This is a genomic window from Streptomyces sp. NPDC087263, from assembly GCF_044744645.1.
GTDB lineage: Bacteria > Actinomycetota > Actinomycetes > Streptomycetales > Streptomycetaceae > Streptomyces.
This window is the reverse complement of sequence record NZ_JBIUYT010000005.1, coordinates 509,658-532,972: the sequence shown is the minus strand read 5'-3', so window position 1 is coordinate 532,972 and position 23,315 is coordinate 509,658. Positions and strand designations below refer to the sequence as shown.

Genomic DNA, 23,315 nt, shown 5'->3' with positions numbered 1-23,315 from the left:
AGAGGCGGGCGTGATGAACTCCTTCCGTAAGGCCGTGGAGGCGGGCGACCTCGCCGCGATCGAGGATCTGCTGGCTGACGACGTCGTGTTCACCAGCCCCGTCGTCTTCAAGCCCTACCCGGGCAAGGCGATCACCGCGGCCATCCTGCGCGGCGTCACCCGCGTGTTCACCGACTTCCGCTACGTCCGCGAGATCGCCGACGCCGGCGGCCGTGACCACGCGCTGGTCTTCAAGGCGACGGTGGGCGGCAAGGAGATCGAGGGCTGCGACTTTCTGCACTTCGACGAGGACGGCAGGATTGACGAGTTGACGGTCATGGTCCGTCCGCTGTCGGCGGCCCACGCGCTCGCCGAGGCGATGGGGGCACAGTTCGAGCGGATCGCGCAGGAGGCGGCAGGCGCGTGACCACGGTCCATCGCTCCTCCTGGGTTTGACACGGTTCCCTTCGGCTACCCGCGCGTTGTGACCACGACGACATCCCAACAGGAGCTCTTCCGATTCCTGGAGGACCGCTTCGCCTGCGCCCAGGCCTGCACCGAATGCGCCCGGGCGTGTGCGATCTCCGCGAGCTGCGTGAATCCGGACGGGCCGAAGGAACACCAACTCATGCGACGCGAGGGCATCCTGTGCGCGGAAGTGTGCGACGCGACCTGTCGTGTGCTGTCCCAGCAGCTCCATCAGGACGAGGCCGGCATCAGGGTCCAGGTGGAGTGGTGCCGCGCGGTCTGTCTGGAGAGCGCCCAGGTCTTCGACGAGTTCGCCGGGGCCCAGGACGCGGCGAAGGCCTGCCGTGAATGCGCCCAGGTGTGCGTGGAGTTCGTCGCCACGCTGAGCTGAGCGCCCCTCAGCCCGGGACTCGATATCTGTGAAGCCGTCACTGGCATTCCCAATTTCTGCAACGCGTTCTACCGTGTGCGCCGTCAAGCCCGGGAGAACCAGCTCGTTCAGTGGGAGCCAGGAGGCGCCGTGCATCTCGAATACACGCCAGAGCAGCAGCGGTTGCGCACCGAACTGCGCGGCTACTTCGCCGAGTTGGTACCCGACCACGCCTACGCCCGGTACGCAGACCCGGCCGCGCAGAAGCGCTTCTACCGCGACACCATCCGCCGGCTCGGCACGGACGGCTGGCTGGGCGTGGGCTGGCCCGAGGAGTACGGCGGGCGCGGGCTGAGCCCGATGGAGCAGTTCATCTTCTTCGACGAGGCGGCCCAGGCGGTCGTCCCCCTGCCGCTGATGGCCCTGAACACGGTCGGCCCGACGATCATGCAGTTCGGCACGGAGGAGCAGAAGAAGTACTTCCTGCCCAGGATCCTGTCCGGCGAGATCGACTTCGCGATCGGCTATAGCGAGCCGGACGCGGGCACGGACCTGGCCGCCCTGAAGACGAAGGCGGTCAGGGACGGTGACGACTACATCGTCAACGGGCAGAAGATCTGGACGACGAACGGCGACACGGCCGACTGGGTCTGGCTCGCCGTCCGCACCGACCCCACCGCCCCGCCGCACAAGGGCATCACGATGCTCCTGGTCCCGACCTCCGATCCCGGTTACTCCTGCACCCTCATCAACACCCTGGCCTCGCACGACACCACCGCGAGCTACTACGAGAACATCCGCGTCCCCGTCTCGCGCCGTGTCGGCGAGGAGAACAAGGGCTGGCGGCTGATCACCAACCAGCTCAACCACGAGCGCGTCACCCTCGCCGCGCACGGCACCATGGCGATCCGCGCCCTGCACGACGTCCAGCACTGGGCGATGGAGACCAAGCTCGCCGACGGCCGCCGCGTCATCGACCTGCCCTGGGTGCGCCGCCGACTCGCCCAGACCCACACCAGGCTCGACGCCATGAAACTCCTCAACTGGCAGATGGTGAACGCCGTCCAGCACGGCACCCTCACCCCGCAGGACGCCTCCGCCGTCAAGGTGTACGGCTCCGAAGCCCGCCGGGACGCCTACGCCTGGCTGATGGAAGTCGTCGCCGCCCCCGCCGCCCTCAAGGAGGGCTCCGCGGGCGCGGTCCTGCACGGCGAACTCGAACGCGGCTACCGGTCAGCGGTGATCTTCACCTTCGGCGGTGGCAACAACGAGATCCAGCGGGAGATCATCTCGTGGATCGGTCTGGGGATGCCACGGGTACGGCGTTAGTGTGACGAGGCCAGTGCGCCGGTACGGGATGTGAGCGACCGAGCATCTCCCACTCGCTGTACCTTCTGAACGATGGGGCAGTGCGGGGCCTCGGCCCGAGTGACCACGCCCGATCAGGGTTTGAGGCTCTCGGTTTCCCGGGAGGCTGTCGGCGGCCAGGAGCAGGGCGCCACATACGATCGCTTCCGCGGGGCCGGCTCTGCTTCCTCGCAGAGTGGACGCGCGAAAGCCTGGAGTTGCGCCATTACATATGACGAAAGTCTGACGGATCGCTGGAGCCCCTGGTGCCGATCCGGCTGCGGGTGATCGACTCGGCATATGCAAGACAACGACCCGGATACTCACGGAAAGCCTGTTGGCCGCCGTCTGGTCCTCGGCGTGCTGGGACTTGGCGGATCCACCCTCGCTGCAGCCCCTTGGCTGCAGCCCCGTGCAGAGTCCGTCCTTGCCGCTGCCTCCGCCAAAGATCCAACAGGCCTCGTTCAACTACTGCCGAACGGAACTGGTTTTCGCTACTACTCGGTTGCGTCCTCCGTGCCCCACAAGAGCGAGGAGACCTACGAGCTGAAAGTCGACGGGCTGGTCAGTCACCCAGCCAAGTTCCAACTCGCGGACCTTCGGAAGATGCCGCAACGCAGGCTGGTGAAGGACGTGCAGTGCGTCACGGGTTGGCGTGTCCCCTCTACTCCGTTCGAGGGAGTGCCGCTGCGCACGCTACTGGACGCCGCAGGAGTTCGCTCTCAGGCCAAGGCCGTACGATTCACCTGCTTTGACGGTGTCTACAGCGAAAGTCTGACCCTGGAACAGGCGCGCGGAGAAGGCGTACTCGTGGCGCTGAAGATGCAAGACAAGCCTGTCGAGCACGCCCACGGTGGTCCCGTGCGCCTGTACGTGGCCCCAATGTACTTCTACAAGTCGGCGAAGTGGCTCTCTGGTATCACAGTGACCGACGAGGTGGTGCCCGGCTATTGGGAGAAGCGCGGATACGACATCGACGGCTGGGTCGGTAAGTCGAATGGGCGAAGTGATGACCCCACCGTCTGAGGTAAGCCCGGCACTGCCAGTCCTGGGCGTTATACCGTCCGCCGCTTCGTACGGGTCGAGAAGCGGGTGCACAGGATCCTGGCCGCGCTGATGGCACTCTGCATCGGAAGCGCGGCCTCAGCTTCGTCGCCGAATCCGGCCGATTGGCTATACGTACAATATTTCGTCCGTCGTCAAAAGCAGGAGCAGTTATGTTGATTCTTGTGGTTGGATTCGTCTTTGTGGCCGTCGGAGTCCTATGGGTCCTTCAGGGCACCAATATTGCGACCGGATCGGGAATGTCTGGAGAAAGTCAGTACGCGGTACTGGGAGCCATACTGGCACTGGTGGGTGTCGGCATGGTGTATTTCTCTTGGCGCCGCCGCATTCGACGGAGCCGTCATTCTGGCTAAGCCCAGATCCAGATAAACTCCTGAGCATTCGTGGATCGCTTTTGAGCTCCGATCACAGGAGACTCGCCGCGGGTCGGGTGCCGGTGGCCGGCGCGGTCTGGCTGGGTGGGCGCCGAGGCCGAGTTCGCCGAGGGGATGGCCCGGTTCGCGAAGGTCTCGATGGGGGCCATGCGGCCGCAACTCCCGTGCCGGGCCGTCAGACTCGAGCTGCTGGCAGCGTGACCTCGAAGCGGCAGCCGCCCGTCACATTGCGTACGGCCGCATGTCCTTGGTGTGCCTCGACGATGCCGCGCACGATGGCGAGGCCAAGGCCCGCCCCGGCGGGGGGCGTGCGGGCGTGGGCGCCGCGCCAGCCCGTGTCGAAGACGCGCGGAAGGTCCTCTTCGGGGATGCCGCCGCAGCCGTCGGTCACGGATAGGACGACGCCCTGCGGGGAGAGTTCGGCAGCCACCGCGACGGTGCCGTCGACAGGGGTGCGGCGGATCGCGTTGGTCAGCAGGTTGTCCAGGACGCGGCTCATCTCCTTGCCGTCAACCTCGACCGGGACCGGCTCGATGACATCGCCGATGAGGTGGACGCCGTGTTCGCGAGCGATCGGGTCGGCCCCTGCGAGGGCGTCGCCGACCAAGTCGTACAAGGAGATCCGGGACAGGGTCAGGGCGAGGGCGCCGGCGTGGATGCGGGAGAGCTCGAAGAGGTCGCCGACCATGGAGTTCAGACGCTCGACCTCGACACGGATCTGGCGCAGATAGCGGTCAGGGTCGGCGGCCACGCCGTCCTCGAGGGCCTCGGACATGGCGCGCAGTCCGGCGAGCGGTGTGCGCAGGTCGTGCGAGATCCAGGCGACCAGCTCGCGACGGGATTTCTCCAGGGCGCGCTCGCGCTCGCGGGACTGGGTCAGTTTGGCGCTGGTGGACTCCAGCTCACGGCTCAGTGCCGCGAGTTCGGCGGTCGCAGCAAACGGCGGTGCGGCGAAGCTGCCGTCGTCGCCGAAGGAGCGGGTCGCCTCGGTCAGGGCGTTGCTGCGGGCGACGACCCAGCGGCCGAGCAGCAGTGCGATGGCGAGCGAGACGACAGCGGCCATGGTGAGGACGATGGTGACCACGCTCAGGTCGTGCTGCGACAGGAACATTCTCCGGGCCACGGTGAGGGTGCCCGCGAACATGGTGAGGATTGCGACCGCCGCAACGGCGGTCAGGGCCACTATGAGCGAGCGATGCCGGAGCAGTCGCAGGGCCAGCGCGCCCAGCAGGCCGGCGGCCCCAGCGCCCAGGAAGGCGAAGAGGGCGATGGGGAGGATGTGCTGCATGTTCGTCGGCCAGCCTTCGGATCGGTCGAGGTGGGCGGGGAGGCAAGGCGCCGAATGCCCCGAGGTCTGATTGCCGTCGGGTACGTCGAGGTGGTAGCCCACCCCCACACCGTCTCGATCAGCCGGGGACCCACCGGGTCGTCCTCGACTTTGCCGCGCAGGCGCCGGATGTGCACCGTGACCTTCGACAGGTCGCCGAACTCCCGGCCCCACACCTCGCGCATCAGTTCCTCGCGGGTGAATGCCTGCCCGGAGTGGCGCAGATAGTAGGCCAGCAGGCCGAACTCCCGCGTGGTCAGGGTTGGTTCAACGCCGTCTTTGCCGGCTCGGCGGGCAGCCGCGTCGAGCGTGAGCCCGGCCACCCGCAGCGGGGCTGCGGGGCTGCCGGGTGCCGTGGCGGCGGTGCGGCGCAGCACCGACTCGACACGCAGGATGAGTTCACGGGGGCTGATCGGCTTGGTGACGTAGTCGTCGGTTCCTCTTTCCAGGCCCAGGACGCGGTCGTCCTCATCGCCGCGGGCCGTGAGCATGACCACTGGCACCGGCCCCTTGGTGCGCAGCCTGCGGCAGACCTCCAGGCGGTCCATGCCGGGCAGCATCAGGTCGAGGACCATCAGGTCGGGCCAGTGACGAGCGGCGCACTCCAGGGCCGCGGGGGCCGACCGCGGCTCGGTCCACGGTGTAACCGGCGCGGTCGAGGCAACCCGTGACGTCCTCGGCGACTGTGAGGTCGTCGTCCACGACGAGGACACGGAGGGCGTCGGCCGGCGCGGCGTCAGGTTTCTGCATGCCACCAGCCTCGCACCACGCGCGTGCGACCGTTCCGCTCGATCCCGGCTCCTCGGCCGATGTCCGTGTTTCGTAAGAACCAAAGCCCTTTATGTCTGCTTCGTAGAGTGGGTGCGTGACTCACCACTCCTCAGTGCAGGTGACGCTTGTCCGGGGCGACGTCGTGCTGCGCTGCCTCGACGAGGCGTTGGAACGGGCCGTGGGCGAACACGACTTCGTGGCCCAGTGGTTCGGGGTAGGCGTCGCTTGCGTCTGAAGGCGGTGACCTGCCTGTGTTCGGCTCCCTTGCCGGCGCCGACGGCACCGTCCACGAAGCCTGACTGAAGCTCATGTGCTCCCGCAGGGGACCGTGGTGCAAGCGACCTGCTCAAGCTGTCACTGGACGATCGGGCGCGGAGGCTCACGCTGACTGTCGAAATCGCCGAGGCAGTGCTATCTCGGGGAGACCAGGACGAGGGGGAGCAGCACCTGGTCGATCATCTCGGCGATGTCCTGCTCCGTCAGATCGTGCGTGTCGAGAAGGGCGCGCTTGATGACGAGCGCGTGAAGGACCTCCAGGACGGGCGGGGTCAGCCGTTCGGGATTCACCTCGCCGCGCTCGGCGCCATCGAGCAGCACGGCGGTCAACGCCGCGAAGAGCGGCTCGAGTATCTGAGATGTGAACCTGGCCAGAAGCTGTGGGTAGCGGTGTGCTTCTCCCAACAGGCTGCGGAACGCGTCGGCCCTTTCGCCTGCCAGCGACGCGGTCATGTGGCGGGTGAGCCCGATGAGGTCGTCCCGCAGTTGCCCGGTCCGTTCGTAGCTGTCCGGATCCGAGCCCAGCTTCTCCAACGTGTCGATCACCAGAGACGTCGTGTCGGGCCACCGCCGGTACAGCGGGCTCTTGCCCGTGCCCGCGCGCTCGGCGACGCCGTCGAAGGTAAGCCGTCCGAACCCGACCTCGGCCAGTTCGGCGAGGACCGCATCGGAGATCGCCTTCTCCACGACGGCTCCCCGTCGCCGCGTACGGACAGGGCGTTCGGTGAGATCAGCGGTGCTGTGACGGCTGGCCATATCGCAAGCGTATACGAGCTGGGCGCGCCGAAGTATGACGCATCGAGTGAGGGTGGTACGGGTGCGCGGTGGCCAGGGATCAGCAGAAGTGCTGACGCGGAAACCGCACTCGACCTGCTACTTCGCGAGTTGTGGACTGACCGGCGTCAGATAAGGACGAAACTGTCCTTGACGGAGGAAGGGCCCATGGTTACTGTCCCGAATTAAAGCGGCTCCTCGGAGAAGAGGACCGTGAGGTGCTGGTACCTGGACGGTCGCGAGGCGACGACCGGCCGGACCGGCAACGAACAGCAAGCACTACCCGACACCGTCGCAGGGGCTCGGCCACAACGCCGTGCGGATCTCTCTTGAGGCGAGCCACGAGACGGTTACTTCCTCAAGTCGCCGGATTGGCACGCCGACAAATACGCCTGCGCCGGCCCGAGGAGGATCGGCTGGATCTCCAACTCTTGCGGCGTAGTTGGGCCGGGGGGTCACCTAGTCAGGGGTCTGCGGTGTCCGATTTGCGTTCCATATACATGTCCTGCTGGGGCGTGGGGCGGTTGTTCCCACGGCCAGGAGGCCACCAGGCCCGCCTCGTCGTCATACGGACAGAACAACCCGCTGCGGATGTCGACGTGCTGGGGCGGCTGCGGCGCGCCGTCGGCCAAGTGCTGCGCGACCTCTGGGCGGGACAGGTGCAGATGGGCAGGGCGTTGGCGGGTGTCCCGCAACCGCTGGTCGGTCCGCCTCCAGGTCACCCGGAACGGCTTGTCCACAACGCCGCCCTGGACGCTGAGGAGTGGATGTTGTGGGCCGACATCCTCGACCGGACGCCCAGTGGTTGAAGGGGGTCAGGCGTTGAGTCGGGAGGTCAGGAGGTCCGCTGGGCGGACGGAGTCCGTCGAGCAGGCCCGTACCGCACCTGCTGAGTTGTCGGTCCCCAGCGCGCGGGGCGGCCCCACTCGGCCGGCGACCGCAGCAAGCCGACTGGCATCCACATAGCGACCAGGAGGTAGTCATGTCCCTGTTCCGTCTCGACGCGAGCATACGAGTCGAGGGCTCACACAGCCGCGAGATCGCCGACATCGTCGAGCAGGAGTGGCGCACCGCCCACCCCGATTCGCAGGTCGTCACGCGGCATATCGGCATAGACCCGATCCCGGCGACCGCATGGTTGACCGCGGTGAACGCGACCTACGTGCCGGAGGACCGCCGCTCCCCGGACCAGATCGGGGCGTTGAACCTGGCCGCAGAGGCGGCCGGTCAACTGATCGGCGCAGACGCCCTGCTGTTCGCTGTGCCCCTGTACAACTTCGGTGTGTCACAGCACTTCAAGGCCTGGGTGGACCTGGTGATCTGCGATCCGAGGATGACCGCGGGCGTCGAGCCGGCAACTGCGGGCAAGCCGACGGTGCTGGTGACCGTACGCGGCGGCAGCTACGCACAAGGCACACCTCGCGAAGGGTGGGACCACGCGACCGCCTGGATGCACCGCATCCTTGCCGATGTGTGGAAACTGGACCTGAAGGTCGTGGAGTCGGAGTTCACGTTGGCCGGTGTGAACCCGGCGTTCGAGCCGTTCAAGGTTCTGGCCACGCAGATCCGCGCCGCCGCCGAGCAGACGGCACGCGAGCACGGCCGTAGCTTGGCCGGCGCGATCAGGGTCTGACGCCCACCCATCGCCAGAGGTCACCTGTACGTGGCGACTTTGACGCATCAGCGGCATCGTTTTGAGCTCCACACTCTGCGGTAACTCCTCAGCCCCCGCTGGTTTCTTGGTGTGGCTCTCAACAGGTACGAATGCCGTGGGCGTTCTGCTGCTGAACGTGAGATGAGTTCGTCGATGCTTCCGAGCTCACCCGTCGGTTCCACGCGAATATCAGCACCTTGTTTCGTCCGATAGTCTTGCGCAAGAACATCTTGGTTCGTATCATCTAGGTAGAGCCTATCGCTGACCCTGAGTCGCGGAAGTGCCTTCCCGGCCGAGGACTTGCCCGCCCGCCGCGAGTCGGGCGAACAGGCATTCGTCCACTCGATCGAGACAGCATTGAGAGCCGACAGGCCGGCGCCGCAGATACGTATGCGAGGCGCGTATTGCACCTCGCGTCACAAGGAGACAAGGCATGAGCATTAATACTTCTCCCAATCGTCCGGTCATTCTCATCAACGGCATGGCGTCCAACTTCGAGACGCAGTGGCGCAGAGGCGGCTGGGTCGACAGTCTGGAGGCGGCGGGTCGAACTGTGATCGGCGTCGACCTTCCCGGCCATGGGGAAAACACGGATGCCGTGGGCCGCGACGCCGCTGACCTCATTCTCGAAGAGGCTGCCAAGCACGGATCGGTTGACGCCATTGGATTTTCCGCCGGCGCCTGGGCCCTGTTGCTGGCGGCCAGCGAGCAGCCGGCCCTGTTCGAGCGGATTGCCGTTCTCGGTGCCGCCGACATGGTGCTGACCGCCGGGCTGCATCACGAGAACATGCAGCAGCCGCTCGTCGAGGGTCTGCGTTCGGCCGAGGAGCCGACGGACAATCTCATGGCGCTGCTGATCCGCACGATGATCGCCGACGCGGGCAACGACCGAGAGGCGGTCGCAGCCCACCTCGCGTCGAGCCATCGCTTCGTCACCGTCGAGGGCTTGGGTGCGATCAGGGCCGCAACCCTGGTCGTCGACGGCGGCTCCGACGGGGCCGGGCCGTCGGAGCTGGTGGCGAAGAAGATTCCGAACGCGACGCGCTTCACTGTCGACGACGCGGACCACTTCGACATCCCGACCAGCAAGCAGTGCGAGGAGGAAGTCGAGACGTTCATCAACAAGGCCGGCTAACAGCCGACGTAGGCCGGGCACGGGCCGGCCCTCTCGGCGTGGTGTAGACGCAATACACGCCTACTGCCCGTTCCAGCAGACCGCCCGTGCCGCCGCCCAGCTCGGCTTGAGAAGTGCCAGATCTTGATATGTGCCAGATCGCAGTCCAGCGCCCCCGCATCATGACGAGGAGACGTTGATAATGAGCGAAGAAACCGAAGTATTGATCATCGGGGCGGGTCCGGTGGGCCTGAGCGCCGCGCTGGCTCTCGGCCGGGCCGGCATCAGATGCCTGGTACTGGAACGACGCAATGAGTTCTCCAGGTACCCGAAGGCCAACGGGGTGCATGCGCGGACTATGGAGATCTTTCGTGAGTGGGGCGTCGCCAACCCCATAAGGGACCTCACCGCGGGCATGCCCGATGACATCACGATCGCGTGGATGACACGCTTGAACGGTATCGAGATCGGCCGAATGTCCGTCAGCGATGCCGACGAGACCTCTCGCCTGTTCGACGGGCAATCGCCCGAGCGCATCTCGACAGCGGGCCAGCACATGTTCGAGCCGATCCTCGCGCGGGTGGCTGAGGACATGGACAGCGTGACGATCAGACTCGGATGTGAGGTTGCGGACCTGGCCAGTGGCCCCGGCTCGGTTACGGCGGCCTACACCGACTCCGACGGTGCGCGGCACACGGTCGTCGCACAGTACGTGATCGCGGCGGACGGTATCCGCAGCATCACTCGTCGCACTCTGGGCATCGGTGAGCACGGCCAGGAATCACTCGGCACCGCGATCAACGTCCAGTTCGACGCTGACCTGGAACCGTTTCTGGGCGGACAGTTCGTCCCCATCATCTGGATCATCAACGCCGATACCCAGGGAGCGTTCATCCGTGACGGCGCCACCCGGTGGCGCTACAACTTCGAGATCGCGCCCGGAGCCGATCCCTCTGCCGTGACGGCAGAGGACTGCGAGAAGCAGGTCGCCGCAGCGATCGGCGAGACCGTCGCCATCAAGATCCGCCACATCTGGTCCTGGAGCCATGACTTGTCCGTCACGGACAAGTGGCGGGACGAGCGTGTCTTCCTGGCCGGCGACGCAGCCCATCACTTCCCACCCCACGGCGGCTTCGGACTCAACAGCGGGGTACAGGACGCGCAGAACATCGCGTGGAAGCTGGCTGCGAGGCTTCGCTGGAACGCCGGCGACGGACTGCTCGCAACGTACGAGGACGAGCGGCTCCCGGTCGCGGAGTTCAACGGCGAACAGATGATGCACAACACGCGGCAGATGGAAAAGACCGGTTTCATGATGCAGGACAAGAACTTTCTTGTGATGCTCGAGACGCCGGAAGGGGCGCCCGCGCGCCAGGCCATCGCCGAAGGCATACCCGCCCAGCGGGCCATGCTGGCCTCGCACGGCCAGCAATTCGGATACCAGTACCGGAGCGAGGCGATTGTCCCGGACGGCACAGAGCTCATCGAGTCGAGCATCGCCGAGTACCGCCCGACGGCCCGGCCGGGCGCCCGGGTGCCGCACTCCTGGGTGCACTCCCAGGGCGAGACGATCTCGACCATCGACCTCTACGACGGCGGGTTCATCCTTCTCACCGGTCCGGACAACGCCGACTGGACGAGGGCGGCCGATGAGCTTCGCGAGCAGCTGCAGGTCCCGCTCAGGACGTTCGGCCTGGGCTCGAACCTCCTGCCGGTCGACGAGACCGTCGCCGAACTCCTGCAGCGTTACGAGCTGCAGCCATCCGGTGCTCTGATGATCCGTCCGGACGGATTCGTCGGCTTCCGCTCCGGCGCGGGCGTTGACGACGCGCACCAGGCGCTGGGCGACGCGCTGCACCAGATCCTGAATCTGCCCCGGACCGAGCGTGGCCCGGCATCCGCCGACGGCATCTGAATCCCCTCAAGCGTCGGACACTGCTTTTCGAAGCGCGTTTTGAGCCATACGTCGAAGGAGACCAAGGCATGGAGAACGGTGCTGCTTCAAAGGATTCGTTGATCAAGAATGAGGTGGTCCGCCTCCGCGAGATCTCGCCGGGTTGCTTCGGGGTGGTGATCGACAATCCACCCTTCAACCTGATCGACTCGCAGGTCTTCGCCGGTCTGAAGGCCGTGAAGTCCTTTGCCGAGGACTCGGCGAATGACGTTCGGGTACTCGTTTTCGAGAGCGCGAATCCGGAGTTCTTCGGTGCTCACCTGGATCTCATGGGCGGCGACCTGGGCGGCCCGGGCCATGAGGTGAACGAACCCATGGAGATCATCCAGGAGTGGCCCGCGTTCAGTTACTGGCTCGGCACCACCCGGGTCGTCAGTATCGCCATCCTTCGCGGGCGGGCCCGCGGGTTCGCATTCGCTTTTGCCGCAGCCGCCGACATGCGGTTCGCGAGCAAGGAGAACACCCGCCTGTGTCTGCCTGAGGTCGGCTTCGGCGCATTCCCGGGCGGCGGAGGAATCGAGTGGGCTCAACTGCATGCCGGCCGCGCACGTGCCATGGAGTTCCTGCTCAGCTCTGACGACCTGGACGGCGACACCGCCGAGCTGTACGGGTTGGTTAACCGGTCGATAGGCGATGCCGAGCTTGACGAGTTTGTCCACAAGCTCGGCCGTCGCATCGCGAGTTTCACTCCGGCCTCGATTGCCGCGGTCAAGAGCGGCCTCACGAAACTGCAACCCATTCCTCTCCCGGAGGAGATGGCTGGAACCCTCGCCGTGGCAGGCGCCCTGCAGTCGTCGGACGCGGCGCAGGCAGTCGCGATGCGGATCATGACCAAGGCGGGTGGGCTGCCCTTCAGTCGCGCCGTCGAGCTCGATCTGCCCAGACTCTGCGACGTTGACTGACCGGAACGCTCTCCAGCTTCGGTGGACGTCTGTCGGAAGACGGATGCCCCGCGCCCGGGTGCGCCGGTTCCTGCACATTCTTGTAGCGAGACATGCGCGCGTCGGCCGACACCGGAGCGGAACTGGTGACGGTCTGCACCGTGATCGGAAGTCAGGGCCGGCAGGCCCGGGATGTCTGGCGCCGGTCCGGGGCGAGCCTGCGGTTGCCACCATCAGAGTCTGGCGGGACTTGCACTCCGGCAACCGTCAGTATTTGACCGCCTTCATTGACATGTTCCACGCGGCCATCGATCTGTTGTTCCCAAGAGGCTTCTGGATAACAATCCGGATTCTGCTGTCACCAGATACGTCAAATTTGATGCGCGGCGTAGCCGGATCTCCAACTCGGCAGTAGCATCGAAAGTGCTCTTGACAGAGAACATCTCGCTTCATAGCATATTTGGGAGGAAGTAGAAGGGCTCTGGTTCGCAGAACATATGCCGGCCGGATTGCGCCCAGGCGGTTGATTCTGGCCGGCTCACCAACGTAAAGGCCCGAGCGCAGTTGCGCGGCCCACTAAGAGAAGAGGCAGTGATGCCCTCGCCCAAGCTTGCCCACGTCATCTTGAACACCAGCAACTTCGAAACGGTGAAGAACTGGTACATGCAGGTTCTCGAGGCGACGGTCGGCGTCGAGACCTCGGACCACAGCGTGTGCTTCCTCCGCACGGACGAGAGCCACCATCGCTTCGGTATCTTCAAGGCCGCCAAGATCGACGACTCGACTGCCGTTGTGCCGCCCGGTGTTGACGAGCTCATCCAGCAGTCCCGACTCCACCATTTCTCATTCGAGCACCCGACCTTGCCTGAGCTGCTCGATGCTCACGTCCGGCTCGCGGATGCCGGCATCGCGCCGACGATGTGCCTCAACCACGGGGCCACGATCTCCATGTACTACACGGACCCTGACAAGAACGTCGTCGAACTGTTCTTTGACACCGCCTACACCGAAGAGCAGATCGTCGAGTTCTACGCGGGCGGCGACAGCAACGCCTTCGGCGCCACCCCCTTCGACCCTGCGGAGATGCTGCAAGGCCTCCGCAGCGGAAAGTCGGTGGCCGAACTCATCGCATGGTCCCCGCCGGGCAAGCGATAGGGCCGGCAGATGAGGTCGACCCAGCGTCCGGCCTCGTCTCCACGATGTACCACTCGGAAGGACACACGCTCATGCGGTTCGTCAGCTTCGGCCCTCGCGGAAATGAACGTCCGGGCGTTCTGGTCAACGACAGCTCCATCCTCCCGCTGTCGAGGGTGATGGCGGACATCGGCATCGCGCCGAACGGAACCATTCGCAACCTACTGCCGTTCCTTGACCGGGCCGGTGAGGGCGTCGCAGCGGCAGTTGACCGCGGCGACGAGGTGATCCCGGTGGCCCAGACACGTCTTGGCCCTCCGATCACCGACCCTCCGAACCTTTTCAACTGCGGCGCGAACTACCTCTCCCACCTCGTCGAGATCGGCGCTGAGGCGACGCCGACGCTTCCTGTGGTCTTCCAGAAGCCGAGCTCGGCGCTGGCAGGCCCCACGGACACGATCGTGCGTCCGCTCGAATGCGTGAGCCTCGACTACGAGGCCGAACTCGTGGTCGTCATCGGCAAGGCCGGGCGCAGGATCCCTGCGGAGCGCGCTGCTGAACACATCGCCGGTTTCATGATCACCAACGACGTCAGCGCCCGTGACCTCGGCGAGGGAGAGAGTAGGAAGCTCAACGCGCCGGCCCTCTTCCAGCTGATGCGAACCAAGGGCTGGGACACCTTCCAGCCGACCGGCCCCTGGCTGGTCACGCTCGACGAGGCCCGCAGCTACGAGGACATCCGGATCCAGACCTGGGTCAACGGCGAGCTGCGACAGGACGCGTACGCAAAGGAGATGCTCCACAGCCCCTACAAGATCATTGAGTGGCTGAGTGCGACCACGACGCTTCAGCCGGGCGACATCATCACCACCGGCACTCCTGGCGGCGTTGCGGCCGGGATGACTTCCCCCAAGTGGCTGGTGCCCGGCGACACTGTCCGCATCGAAATGACCGGACTCGGCCGGATGAACACACCCGTGCTCGACGAGCAGGGCGCACGAGCGGGAGGCGGAGGCGGAAGCGATGGCTGACATGGCTGGAGCAGAGGCGCGCCGACCTCATTGACGGCGTTGGCTCGGACCGAGTCGCTTCGGCTGCCCCTGTCCGTCTTCGATGCTCTGGCGATCGCGATGGTCCTTCATGGCGTTCTGCGCTACACCGCCGTGGGGCGTCGGATGAATGCCGTGGGTGGCAACGTCCGTGCCGCGCGGTTGACCGGCATCCCTGCAGATCGCTATCGGATCGCGGCATTCACAACCGGCGGTCTCCTCGCAGGCGTAGCCGGTGTCGTGTTGGGGGCGACCCTGGGAGCGGCAACGGCGGCGGGCAATCCGGCACTGCTGTTGCCGATCTTCGCCGCAGCTCACCTCGGATCGACAACCATTTCTCCCGGACGATTCAACGTCCCGGGGCTGCTGGTCGCGGTTCTGTTCCTGGCTGTCGTGGTGTCGGGTCTGCAACAAATGGGCGTAGCGGCGTGGGTCCAGCCCGCCTTCAACGGAACAGCGTTGGTCGTTGCCGTGGCCCTGGCGGGGTGGGCGTCCCGAGCACGAGTCGCGCACGCACGTCGAAGGCAACTCGAAGCGATCGCCGCCGAGGGCGCAGTGACGGCGACCCGAACCTGACAACGGACGCCTTGAGCCGACGATGCCGCATCCCTCTGGCCTCCGCCGCGGAGCCAGCGCATACAGACCGTACAGAGCTCCTGAAGGAGTCTCGATGAAGGGCGAACCGATATCCGGGGAGCTGTTGGACACGGGCGAGCGGATGTCACCCGAGGAACTGGGCAACCATCAACTGGCGGCTATGCGGCGCACGTTGCAGCATGCATTCGATAACGCGGAGCTCTACCGTCGCAAGTTCGACGAGGCCGGCCTGCCCCCGGGCGACTGCCGCTCGCTGTCGGACCTGGCCCGGTTCTTCTTCACCACAAATGCGGACCTTCGCGACACCTATCCCTTCGCGTGTTCGCGGCGCCGATGGACCAGGTGCGGCGGATCCACACCTCCAGCGGTACCACCGGCCGTTCCACAGTGCGTGGACACCAAGGACGGGCTGCACATCTGGGAGGACCACTTCTACCCGGAGATGGTCGACCCGCTCGCCGACCAGGTGCTGCCCCACGGCGAGAGCGGCTAACTGGCCTTCACCTCGCTGACCAAGGAAGCCCTGCCGGTCATCCGCTACCGCACCCGTGACCTCACCCGGCTGCTGCCGGTCACCATCCGGCCCGCCTTCCGGCGGATGGAGAAGGTCACCGGTCGCTGTGACGACACGATCATCCTGCGCGGGGTCAACATCTTTCCCGGTCAGATCGCGGAGATCGTGCTGAGCATGGACGGGGCCGCCCCGCACTTTCCAGCTGTACCTGTCCCAGCGCGGTGCCGGACGGGCCTCGGCGTCAGCGTGCAGGTCGAGATCGTGGACTCGGAGACGCCGGAACGCTCGGTCGGCAAGATCCAGCGCCTAGTCGACGAGCGGCGCCCAAGGAGGACTCCGTTAGGCCCTCTTGTTCGGTCTGATCAGGAGCATGTTGGGCGTATGGACATCGGGCGAGTAGAGGGTTTTTCGAACCGGCTTGGCGGAGTTCGCTGCGGACGCGTTCGCCTCAGCGCTCCGGCGGGATCGTGCTGACCAGCCACCATGGGATGTGCCACCTGTCAGGCGCCGGATCGCCGAACGTATGACGACGTCCCTCGCCCCGGACGCATGGGCTATCGACGGCGCGTCAGTTCCCGAAGGGCGGCCGGACACCGGTCGGCGTGGCTCCTCAGCGCTGCGGAGCCTTCGGGAAACGGGCCAACTGTCCGGTCGTGGTGAGCATGCGCGCCGTCTCCGCCGTGCGTCGTGTTCAGTGCGGTGGCATCTGTTCCTGCCCGAGGAGTGGGCGGACGATGGGGAAGGGCGGGCCAGTTCCCGACGCTGCCGGGCATACGAGAAGTGGCTGCTCGCCCTGGACATCCTCGACGAGCTCGCTGCCTGGGACGTGTCCCCGCCGGTGAACGCCCAGATCACACACTTGATCAGCTTGCGGAGAGTGCCATCGGACGAGGGGTACTCGGTACCATAGTTGAATGGGGAACGCTGAGCATCCGTTGAACGGCGATGTCAATTGGCTGCTGAATCGGGCGTGGCTCGGCTTCGGCGAGCGTAAGACGGCTGCTCTAGAGGCGGTTGGCATCAACATCAAAGAGCACTTTGTCATGGTCGCGCTGATGACCACGCCGATGGCGCAGCTCGAGTTGTCCGCACTCGTCAAGATCGACAAGTCTGTCATCACGGCAACCGTCGACTCTCTTGAGGTCAAGGGGCTGGTCGTCCGAGTGCCCGACCCGCGGGACCGAAGGGTCCGCAGGCCGACGCTTACCCCCCGCGGCCGCCAGGTCTGCCTGCGTGCGAGTGCGGCGACGGAGAAGGTCGAGCGGGAGCTGCTCGGCCTCCTCGATCCGGCCCAACGCGATGTCTTTCTTGAGGTGCTCCGCTTCTATGCCTTCGATGAGTTCGTCGACGCTCCTGAGTTCACCCGTCGCCTGCGGAAGTAACCGAGGCCAGGCACCGGTGAACTAGTCTTGACTAAGAATATCTTGGTTAATATCATTGTTTTGGTGGCGTCAACCTCGATCCAAACGAGGCTTCTGGCCGACGTCCCGATCAGGAAGCCTCCCTGCGAACCCTCGGACAGGTGCGGCCCAAAGTCCTGACGCAGCCGTCGGTCGAGAGATCTTCGGGTGCGTGCTCTCCCGCCACGTGACCAACTACCTGATCGCCAAGGCAGCCGCCGAAGTCGACATCGACCTGGACTGGACTGGACTGGACTGGACCAGGTTCCCTCGGGCCGTCCGCGTCATCTGCCTCCGAGCCGCCGACTCGGTGGCACCTTCCCTCTGAACTCCTGTGCCCGGCCTTCGCGATCAGCCCCCGGGAATGGCTTTCATCGTGCGGACCGCTCGCTGTCGACCTGGTCGGCGCCATCGAGTTGCCGCACCGCTGCTGTGCGGGGCTGAGCCTTGGGCCGACCTGGCGCGAGATGCGCATCGACGTGGCCGGGGCCTTGACGAGATCCACCGGAAAGGAAAGTGACGTATCCATGCAGACTGGTGCCGATGGCCGGTCACTCCAAGAGCGACTGGTGGGCTACTGGCGGTTGAAGTCGTACGAGGTGCGTGACGGGCTCGGCGTGCTTGTCGGCTACCCGCTGGGAGACGATGCCGCGGGCTATCTTCGCTACACAGCGGACGGCCTCATGTCGGTACAGATCATGCGGCTCGACCGACCGCGCTATCAGGCCGGCGGACTCGGCGACGGCACTGATGTCGAGTCTGCTGCCGCCGCCCGTGGCTATGTGGCGTACGCCGGCTCTTACCACGTCAAAGGCGATTCGATGGTCGTACACGAGCCGGAAGTGAGCCTGTTCCCGAACTGGGTCCACGCGTCCATGGCTCGAAAGGTCGTACTTGTCGAGCCGCGTCTCGAGCTGATCACGCCGGAGCCCCTGCCGTTCGGAGGGCAGCAACTTACCGCCGTCCTGAGATGGGAGCGGGTCGAGCAGCCGGGTTCGACCACATGACCGTCCGACATCAAGTGGGCGGCTTGCCGGCTCGACCGTCAGCGCCCAGCCGGAGATCGTGCCCGCTTGATCGAGACCCGAACATCCTGCCCTTGAGGCAGGATCCTGTACGGCAGCGTGCCCTGTGCTCGTGCCGTCGGTACCTCGGGATCCGCAGTCGTCTTCGCAGGACTTGCCGCGCCATCGACCGCGTGGGTCTCTCCGTGGTGGGCATCCCGGTGCTCTCGCGGATGGGCAGGGCCACGGTGTTCACGGTATTCGTCGCCGTGCAGGTCGCGCTGACTCTGCTGCCCGCGCTGCTCGGGTTCTTCCAACGTTCGGAGTTGCCGCGCTCCGTTCGCAATGGCGACGGCAGGGGCAGGAGGCGCGGGCAGCGTACGGAGGGGGATGACTCCCAGACCGCAGCCCGACTGGGCATGCCCGGCGACGAGTCCAAGTCGCTTCGACCACCGAGCGCCGTGCCTATGGTGCGCTGCGGAAGTCATCTGCTGTGCCGTCGTCCGGGAGGTGAACATGGTGCCGGTAGGGCATCTCATCAGGGTTGCAGGTCGATCCGGGCTTCTCGCCAGGCTGCAAAGGAAGGCGAGGCTGCCGTCGCCGGCCCGCGTCAACCGCCACGCATGCCAACTCGTACACGGCGCCAGAAGTCACCGACACAAAGACTGTGGTCGCTGCCGCCTTCACATCGCCGGACCCCTTGGCGTCGGCGAGGACGGTCAGCGATCCGTTGAAGCCGGGGCCGAAGCCGTCGGATCTGCCATGGACCTGACTCGCTACATGATGAGCCGGGACCGGAGAGACCGGCGCTCCGCGCTTCGGTGAGACGGCCTTCGTCGAAGCATCGCAACCGGACCGACATCCTCAACCCGGCAGAACCATACGGGCGTTGTGTGACCGCACGAGGTCAGCCCTCAGGTCCGAGCAGTTGATCACGCCGTGTGGCAGCAGTGTCGGGGTTCGGGGCATCCTCACTCCAAGACCGGAGTGGAACTTCATGCCAGGAATGAGCCGCCGACCGCGTCCGGCCGGGATCGAGATCCGCTTTGCACCCCCTGTGACCTGCGCCGTGCCATGAGGCTTCGTCACACCGGACTCGACGGTCACGGTCTCAGGAGATGTGGAGCGAGAGCAGGTGCCACTGCCAGGCGTCGAGGGCGACGAACAGGCCCGGGTCGAGCAGTTCGCCGCCCTCCCGACCGTAGGTGATCCCGGCGAGTAGTTCGGTCAGTTCGCAGGACTGTCCCTGAAGGTCGGTCCACGGCAGCGGAACCTGCCCCTGGGCCGGCCGGTCCGAGTAGTTGATCACGATGAGGTGCCGCTCCTGGCCGGCGGTCCAGGACCAGGCGAGCAGGTTGTGGTGGGTGTCGTTGTCCGGCCAACCCGTGCAGGTCAGCAGCTGCCAGTCGCCCTCGCGTACCGGGGCCACGGTGGTCACCAGGCGGCCGTAGAAGTCGCGCAGGGACGCGTCGGCCGGTTCCTGGGGCCGACGTGAGAGGAACACGGGCGGGCGGACCCGGCGTCCTTCGAACTGGCCCTCGTGCCACAGTGTCGCGCCGGGCAGAGTGGCGACGGCCACGGCGGCCGCGCGTTCCCGTCCGCCGGGCAGGGTGGCGGCGGCCCTGGGTTCGTCGTGGTTCTCCAGGAAGCGGACGAGCCCGCGCTGGTAACCGAGGTCTGCGCCGAGATGGTCGCGGACGGCTCCGGCGTCCTCGTGGACCAGGCGGTCGTAGAGCCGTTTGTCGTAGCAGTGGTCGAATCCCTGCTGCTGGAGGTCCCATTCGAGGTCCCAGTACGCCTCCGCGACGAACAGGAGGCCGGGGTGCCGGGCGCGGACGCGGGGAATGACGTACGGCCAGAAGTCCTCGGCGGGTGCCGGTCCCGCCCGGTCTCCCCAGGTCTTCGCGAACACGTCGTTCATGAGCAGCATCGCCATGTCGCAGCGGACGCCGTCCGCCTGTTCGCCGATCGCTGCCAGCGTGTCCACCGTCGCCGTCCGCAGCTCGTCGCTGAAGGCGTTCAGCTGGACGACGTCCGGCCACGGCGGGAAGTAGGGGTCGCGGCCGCGCGCGTACACCTGTCCGCCCGCCTCCAGGAAGGCCTCCGGTGCGCGGGCCAGGTCGTCCGGCGTGCCCCGGACCAGGCAGCCCGGGCGCTCGGTGAGCCAAGGATGGTCGGGGGCCACGTGGTTGGGGACGTGGTCCAGGATCAGACGCACGCCCCGCGCGGCGAGTTCGGCCCGTGCCGCGGCCAGACCCTCGGGGCCGCCGAGGCTCTCGTCGACGACGTAGTTCCGTACGCAGTACGGGGACCCGGCGATGTCCGCCGGGGTGAGGTCGGGCAGCGCCTCGCGGAAGGAGGCGAGCAGCCGGTCGTCCCGCAGGGCGATCGCCAGTCCCGCCGGGCTGCGCTCCCACACGCCCATCAGCCAGACCGTGTCCGCACCAGGCCGCGCGACCTCGTCCCAGACCTCGCCGGGCACTTCGCCCAAGGTGACGCGACGTCCGTACCGCACGCTCAACTCACCCAGCCAGACAAGGGTGTTGATCTCGTAGATCACCGTCATGACAGCGGCTCCTCCCGCAGGGTGCCCCAGTCACCGGCGCCGACGAGATGGAACAGGGTGGCGGTGACCGCGGCCAGACCGGTCCAGCCGGTCTGATGGGAGGCGCCGAGGCCTGCGCCGGTGTCGCCGTGGAAGTACTCGTAGAAGAGGATCAGGTCCTTCCAGTGTGGGTCCTTGGCGAACTCGGCCTGGGCGCCGTGTGCGGGGCGGTGTCCGTCGCCGTCGCTCAGGAAGGTGGCGGTGAGCCGGTCGGAGATCTCACGCGCGACCTCGTAGAGGTTCATCCGCCGTCCGGAGCCGGTCGGGCACTCCACGGTGAAGTCGTCGCCGTGGTAGGCGTGCAGGTTCAGCAGGGCGCGGATGAGAAGCAGGTTGACCGGGAACCACACCGGGCCACGCCAGTTGGAGTTGCCCCCGAACATGCCCGAGTCCGACTCGGCGGGCAGATAGCCGACCCCGTACGGCTCGCCGTGCACCTCGAAGGTGTAGGGGTGTTCGGCGTGGTACCGCGACAGGGAGCGGATGCCGTGCGGGCCGAGGAACTCGTCCTCGTCGAGCATGCGGGACAGGACGCGCCGCAGCCGGTCCTCGTCGAACAGGGCGAACAGGTGACGCCCCGCCTCGCCCGACCCGAGAGCATGGTGGGAGGAGACGAGAGCTTCGACCGCCGGGTGCCTGCGCACGAACTCCTCTGCTCCCTCGACCAGTTCGGGGAAACGGCGGTCCGCCCAGCCGCCGATCACGCTGGTCGCGGCGAGTGGGATCAGCCCGACGAGGGAGCGCACCTTCAGCCGGGTCGCACTGCCGTCGGGCAGGCGCAGGACGTCGTAGAAGAAGCCGTCCTCCTCGTCCCACAGGCTCTGGTTGTCGTCGCCGATGCGGTTCATCGCGACCGCGATCCAGGCGAAGTGCTCGAACAGTGTCTGCGCGTGCTCGACGTACACCGGGTTGTCGACGGCCAGTTCGATGGCGATTTCCAGAAGGTTCTGGCAGTACAGGGCCATCCAGGCGGTGCCGTCGGCCTGGTCGAGGTGGCCGCCGGTGGGCAGCGGGGCGCTGCGGTCGAAGACGCCGATGTTGTCGAGACCGAGGAAGCCGCCCTGGAAGACGTTGTTGCCGTCGACGTCCTTGCGGTTGAGCCACCAGCTGAAGTTCTTCATCAGCTTCTGGAAGGCGTTCTCCAGAAAGGCGCGGTCGCCGTGGCCGGTGCGGTGCTTCTCCAGTTCGTAGACGAAGAGCACCGCCCAGGCGTGCACGGGCGGATTGACGTCGCCGAAGTTCCATTCGTACGCCGGGATCTGGCCGTTGGGGTGCAGGTAGAGGCGGCGCAGCAGCAGTTCGAGCTGGGACTTGGCGAAGCCGATGTCGACCATGGACAGGGCGATGCTGTGGAAGGCGAGGTCCCAGGCAGCGAACCAGGGGTACTCCCAGGTGTCCGGCATCGAGATGATCTCGTCGTTGATCATGTGGTACCAGGCGCTGTTGCGGACGCGTGGGTCGGCGGCGAGCGGATCGACGCCGTGCTCGGTGAGCCAGCGCTCCACGTCGAGGTAGTAGTACTGCTTGCTCCACAGCATTCCGGCGAGGGCCTGTCGCACCACGCGCCGTGCGTCCTCGGACAGGCCGTCGGGGACGACTCCCTCGAAGAACACGTCGGCCTCGGTGCGGCGCGCGTCGAGCAACTGCGGGAACTCGGCCCAGGGGTCGATGAGTTCGGTGTCGGTCAGGCGCAGCCGTACGGTGGCGCTGTCGCCTGCGGGCACGGTGAGGACGTGGTGGACGGAGGCCTTGGTGCCCGTCTGTAGAGGGTTGACGGCGCCGGTCTCGCCGTGGACGACGTACCGGTCGATGCCGTCCTTGACGTACGGGGTGGTGTTCGGACTGCCGAAGATCCGCTCGTTGTTGGTGTCGTTCTCGGTGAACAGGGTCTGCGTCTCACCGGTGAAGTACAGCCACCGCGTGCCGAGTTCCTCGTGATCGGCGCGAATGGCTCCCGGCGTCCGGCGCAGACCGGGTACGGCGCTTTCGCCCGCCCACGACCAGGTGTGCCGGAACCACAGGGTCGGCAGCAGATGCAGGGTGGCCTCGTCGGGGCCGCGGTTGTGCGCGGTGATCTCGATCAGCAGGTCCTCGGGGCCCGCCTTGGCGTACTCGACGAACACGTCGAAGTAGCGGTCCTCGTCGAAGACTCCGGTGTCCAGCAGCTCGTACTCGCGGTCCTGGCGGCCCCTGGTCCTGTTGGTGGCTGCCAGGTCGTCGTACGGGTACGGCTCCTGCGGGTACTTGTAGAGGTACTTCATGTACGAGTGGGTGGGCGTCGAGTCGAGGTGGAAGTAGTACTCCTTGACGTCCTCCCCGTGATTGCCCTCGGCGTTGGTCAGGCCGAACATCCGCTCCTTGAGGATCGGGTCCCGGCCGTTCCACAGCGCGAGCGCGAAGCACAGCAGCTGCTTGTCGTCGCTGACACCCGCGATGCCGTCCTCGCCCCAGCGGTAGGCGCGCGAGCGGGCCTGGTCGTGGCTGAAGTACGACCAGGCGTCGCCGCCGGGGCTGTAGTCCTCGCGGACCGTGCCCCACTGCCGCTCGCTCAGATACGGCCCCCAGCGCCGCCACGCCGCCCGACCCGCGTCGGCATCGGCCAGTCGCAGCCGCTCGGAGTCCGCCCCGCCGCTGTTCTCCGTCATCGCACGCCCTCCC

The 23,315-nt window shown here is 66.4% G+C and carries 22 protein-coding genes and 2 pseudogenes; 19 read left to right on the top strand and 5 right to left on the bottom strand.

What is annotated here, in order from left to right; all coding sequences use genetic code 11:
- Positions 1 to 13 precede the first annotated feature (13 nt).
- The 4 genes from ACIPC1_RS19505 (at position 14) to ACIPC1_RS19490 (ending at position 3,190) form a co-directional block, all read left to right on the top strand.
- Positions 14 to 406, top strand: coding sequence for a nuclear transport factor 2 family protein (locus ACIPC1_RS19505; protein ID WP_402518808.1), 393 nt, complete (start codon positions 14 to 16; stop codon positions 404 to 406).
- Between the two features lie 57 nt (positions 407 to 463).
- Positions 464 to 838 carry a ferredoxin gene (locus ACIPC1_RS19500; RefSeq protein ID WP_402518539.1) on the top strand — a complete coding sequence of 125 codons (375 nt, stop codon included), beginning with the start codon at positions 464 to 466 and terminating at the stop codon, positions 836 to 838.
- Positions 839 to 967: 129 nt separating this feature from the next.
- Positions 968 to 2,146: an acyl-CoA dehydrogenase family protein gene (locus ACIPC1_RS19495; RefSeq protein WP_402518538.1), complete on the top strand. Its 1,179-nt coding sequence runs from the start codon at positions 968 to 970 to the stop codon at positions 2,144 to 2,146.
- A gap of 318 nt (positions 2,147 to 2,464) precedes the next feature.
- On the top strand, positions 2,465 to 3,190 hold the full coding sequence (locus ACIPC1_RS19490) for a molybdopterin-dependent oxidoreductase (RefSeq protein WP_402518536.1): 726 nt from the start codon (positions 2,465 to 2,467) through the stop codon (positions 3,188 to 3,190).
- A 588-nt stretch (positions 3,191 to 3,778) separates the two neighbouring features.
- Here ACIPC1_RS19490 and ACIPC1_RS19485 read toward each other — a convergent pair.
- Both ACIPC1_RS19485 and ACIPC1_RS19480 read right to left on the bottom strand, forming a co-directional pair.
- Entirely contained in the window at positions 3,779 to 4,891 is a 1,113-nt protein-coding gene (locus tag ACIPC1_RS19485; protein ID WP_402518534.1) for a sensor histidine kinase, read from the bottom strand.
- Between the two features lie 101 nt (positions 4,892 to 4,992).
- Positions 4,993 to 5,680 (bottom strand): annotated as a pseudogene (locus tag ACIPC1_RS19480) (response regulator transcription factor); the annotation flags it as partial.
- Between the two features lie 115 nt (positions 5,681 to 5,795).
- Between ACIPC1_RS19480 and ACIPC1_RS19475 the strand changes: the two are divergent.
- Positions 5,796 to 5,936, top strand: a complete 141-nt coding sequence (locus tag ACIPC1_RS19475; protein WP_402518533.1) for a hypothetical protein — start codon at positions 5,796 to 5,798, stop codon at positions 5,934 to 5,936.
- Positions 5,937 to 6,112: 176 nt separating this feature from the next.
- Here the strand turns inward: ACIPC1_RS19475 and ACIPC1_RS19470 are convergent, their stop codons facing one another.
- Positions 6,113 to 6,733, bottom strand: a complete 621-nt coding sequence (locus ACIPC1_RS19470) for a TetR/AcrR family transcriptional regulator (RefSeq protein WP_402518532.1) — start codon at positions 6,731 to 6,733, stop codon at positions 6,113 to 6,115.
- 503 nt (positions 6,734 to 7,236) lie between these two features.
- On the opposite strand from ACIPC1_RS19470, the gene ACIPC1_RS19465 reads away from it, so the two are divergent.
- The 14 genes and pseudogenes from ACIPC1_RS19465 (at position 7,237) to ACIPC1_RS19400 (ending at position 18,786) form a co-directional block, all read left to right on the top strand.
- Positions 7,237 to 7,560, top strand: a complete 324-nt coding sequence (locus tag ACIPC1_RS19465; protein WP_402518531.1) for a DUF6059 family protein — start codon at positions 7,237 to 7,239, stop codon at positions 7,558 to 7,560.
- 173 nt (positions 7,561 to 7,733) lie between these two features.
- The gene (locus ACIPC1_RS19460; RefSeq protein WP_402518529.1) at positions 7,734 to 8,384 is read left to right on the top strand and encodes an FMN-dependent NADH-azoreductase; all 651 of its coding nucleotides are present in this window, start codon (positions 7,734 to 7,736) and stop codon (positions 8,382 to 8,384) included.
- Between the two features lie 454 nt (positions 8,385 to 8,838).
- Positions 8,839 to 9,540, top strand: coding sequence for an alpha/beta fold hydrolase (locus tag ACIPC1_RS19455; RefSeq protein WP_402518527.1), 702 nt, complete (start codon positions 8,839 to 8,841; stop codon positions 9,538 to 9,540).
- 181 nt (positions 9,541 to 9,721) lie between these two features.
- The gene (locus tag ACIPC1_RS19450) at positions 9,722 to 11,434 is read left to right on the top strand and encodes an FAD-dependent monooxygenase (RefSeq protein WP_402518525.1); all 1,713 of its coding nucleotides are present in this window, start codon (positions 9,722 to 9,724) and stop codon (positions 11,432 to 11,434) included.
- Between the two features lie 68 nt (positions 11,435 to 11,502).
- Complete coding sequence (locus ACIPC1_RS19445) at positions 11,503 to 12,375, top strand: enoyl-CoA hydratase-related protein (RefSeq protein ID WP_402518523.1); 873 nt, start codon at positions 11,503 to 11,505, stop codon at positions 12,373 to 12,375.
- A gap of 573 nt (positions 12,376 to 12,948) precedes the next feature.
- Positions 12,949 to 13,509: a VOC family protein gene (locus ACIPC1_RS19440; RefSeq protein ID WP_402518522.1), complete on the top strand. Its 561-nt coding sequence runs from the start codon at positions 12,949 to 12,951 to the stop codon at positions 13,507 to 13,509.
- Positions 13,510 to 13,580: 71 nt separating this feature from the next.
- Positions 13,581 to 14,519, top strand: coding sequence for a fumarylacetoacetate hydrolase family protein (locus ACIPC1_RS19435; protein ID WP_402518520.1), 939 nt, complete (start codon positions 13,581 to 13,583; stop codon positions 14,517 to 14,519).
- A 39-nt stretch (positions 14,520 to 14,558) separates the two neighbouring features.
- Positions 14,559 to 15,113 (top strand): ABC transporter permease, encoded by a 555-nt coding sequence (locus tag ACIPC1_RS19430; RefSeq protein WP_402518518.1) that lies wholly within the window; start codon positions 14,559 to 14,561, stop codon positions 15,111 to 15,113.
- A 94-nt stretch (positions 15,114 to 15,207) separates the two neighbouring features.
- Positions 15,208 to 15,972 (top strand): annotated as a pseudogene (locus tag ACIPC1_RS19425) (hypothetical protein); the annotation flags it as partial.
- Positions 15,973 to 16,066: 94 nt separating this feature from the next.
- Positions 16,067 to 16,558 (top strand): transposase, encoded by a 492-nt coding sequence (locus ACIPC1_RS19420; RefSeq protein WP_402518516.1) that lies wholly within the window; start codon positions 16,067 to 16,069, stop codon positions 16,556 to 16,558.
- A 4-nt stretch (positions 16,559 to 16,562) separates the two neighbouring features.
- Positions 16,563 to 17,030, top strand: a complete 468-nt coding sequence (locus ACIPC1_RS19415; RefSeq protein ID WP_402518514.1) for a MarR family winged helix-turn-helix transcriptional regulator — start codon at positions 16,563 to 16,565, stop codon at positions 17,028 to 17,030.
- 190 nt (positions 17,031 to 17,220) lie between these two features.
- Positions 17,221 to 17,376, top strand: a complete 156-nt coding sequence (locus ACIPC1_RS19410) for a hypothetical protein (RefSeq protein ID WP_402518512.1) — start codon at positions 17,221 to 17,223, stop codon at positions 17,374 to 17,376.
- Positions 17,377 to 17,515: 139 nt separating this feature from the next.
- Positions 17,516 to 18,055: a lipocalin-like domain-containing protein gene (locus ACIPC1_RS19405; RefSeq protein ID WP_402518511.1), complete on the top strand. Its 540-nt coding sequence runs from the start codon at positions 17,516 to 17,518 to the stop codon at positions 18,053 to 18,055.
- Positions 18,019 to 18,786 carry an MMPL family transporter gene (locus tag ACIPC1_RS19400; RefSeq protein WP_402518509.1) on the top strand — a complete coding sequence of 256 codons (768 nt, stop codon included), beginning with the start codon at positions 18,019 to 18,021 and terminating at the stop codon, positions 18,784 to 18,786. Before ACIPC1_RS19405 ends, ACIPC1_RS19400 begins: the two co-directional genes overlap by 37 nt.
- A 377-nt stretch (positions 18,787 to 19,163) precedes the next feature.
- Here the strand turns inward: ACIPC1_RS19400 and ACIPC1_RS19395 are convergent, their stop codons facing one another.
- Together ACIPC1_RS19395 and ACIPC1_RS19390 are read right to left on the bottom strand one after the other, a co-directional pair.
- The gene (locus tag ACIPC1_RS19395) at positions 19,164 to 20,618 is read right to left on the bottom strand and encodes an alpha-amylase (protein WP_402518508.1); all 1,455 of its coding nucleotides are present in this window, start codon (positions 20,616 to 20,618) and stop codon (positions 19,164 to 19,166) included.
- On the bottom strand, positions 20,615 to 23,302 hold the full coding sequence (locus tag ACIPC1_RS19390) for an MGH1-like glycoside hydrolase domain-containing protein (protein ID WP_402518507.1): 2,688 nt from the start codon (positions 23,300 to 23,302) through the stop codon (positions 20,615 to 20,617). The genes ACIPC1_RS19395 and ACIPC1_RS19390 overlap by 4 nt, the downstream gene beginning before the upstream one ends.
- Between the last annotated feature and the right edge of the window lie 13 nt (positions 23,303 to 23,315).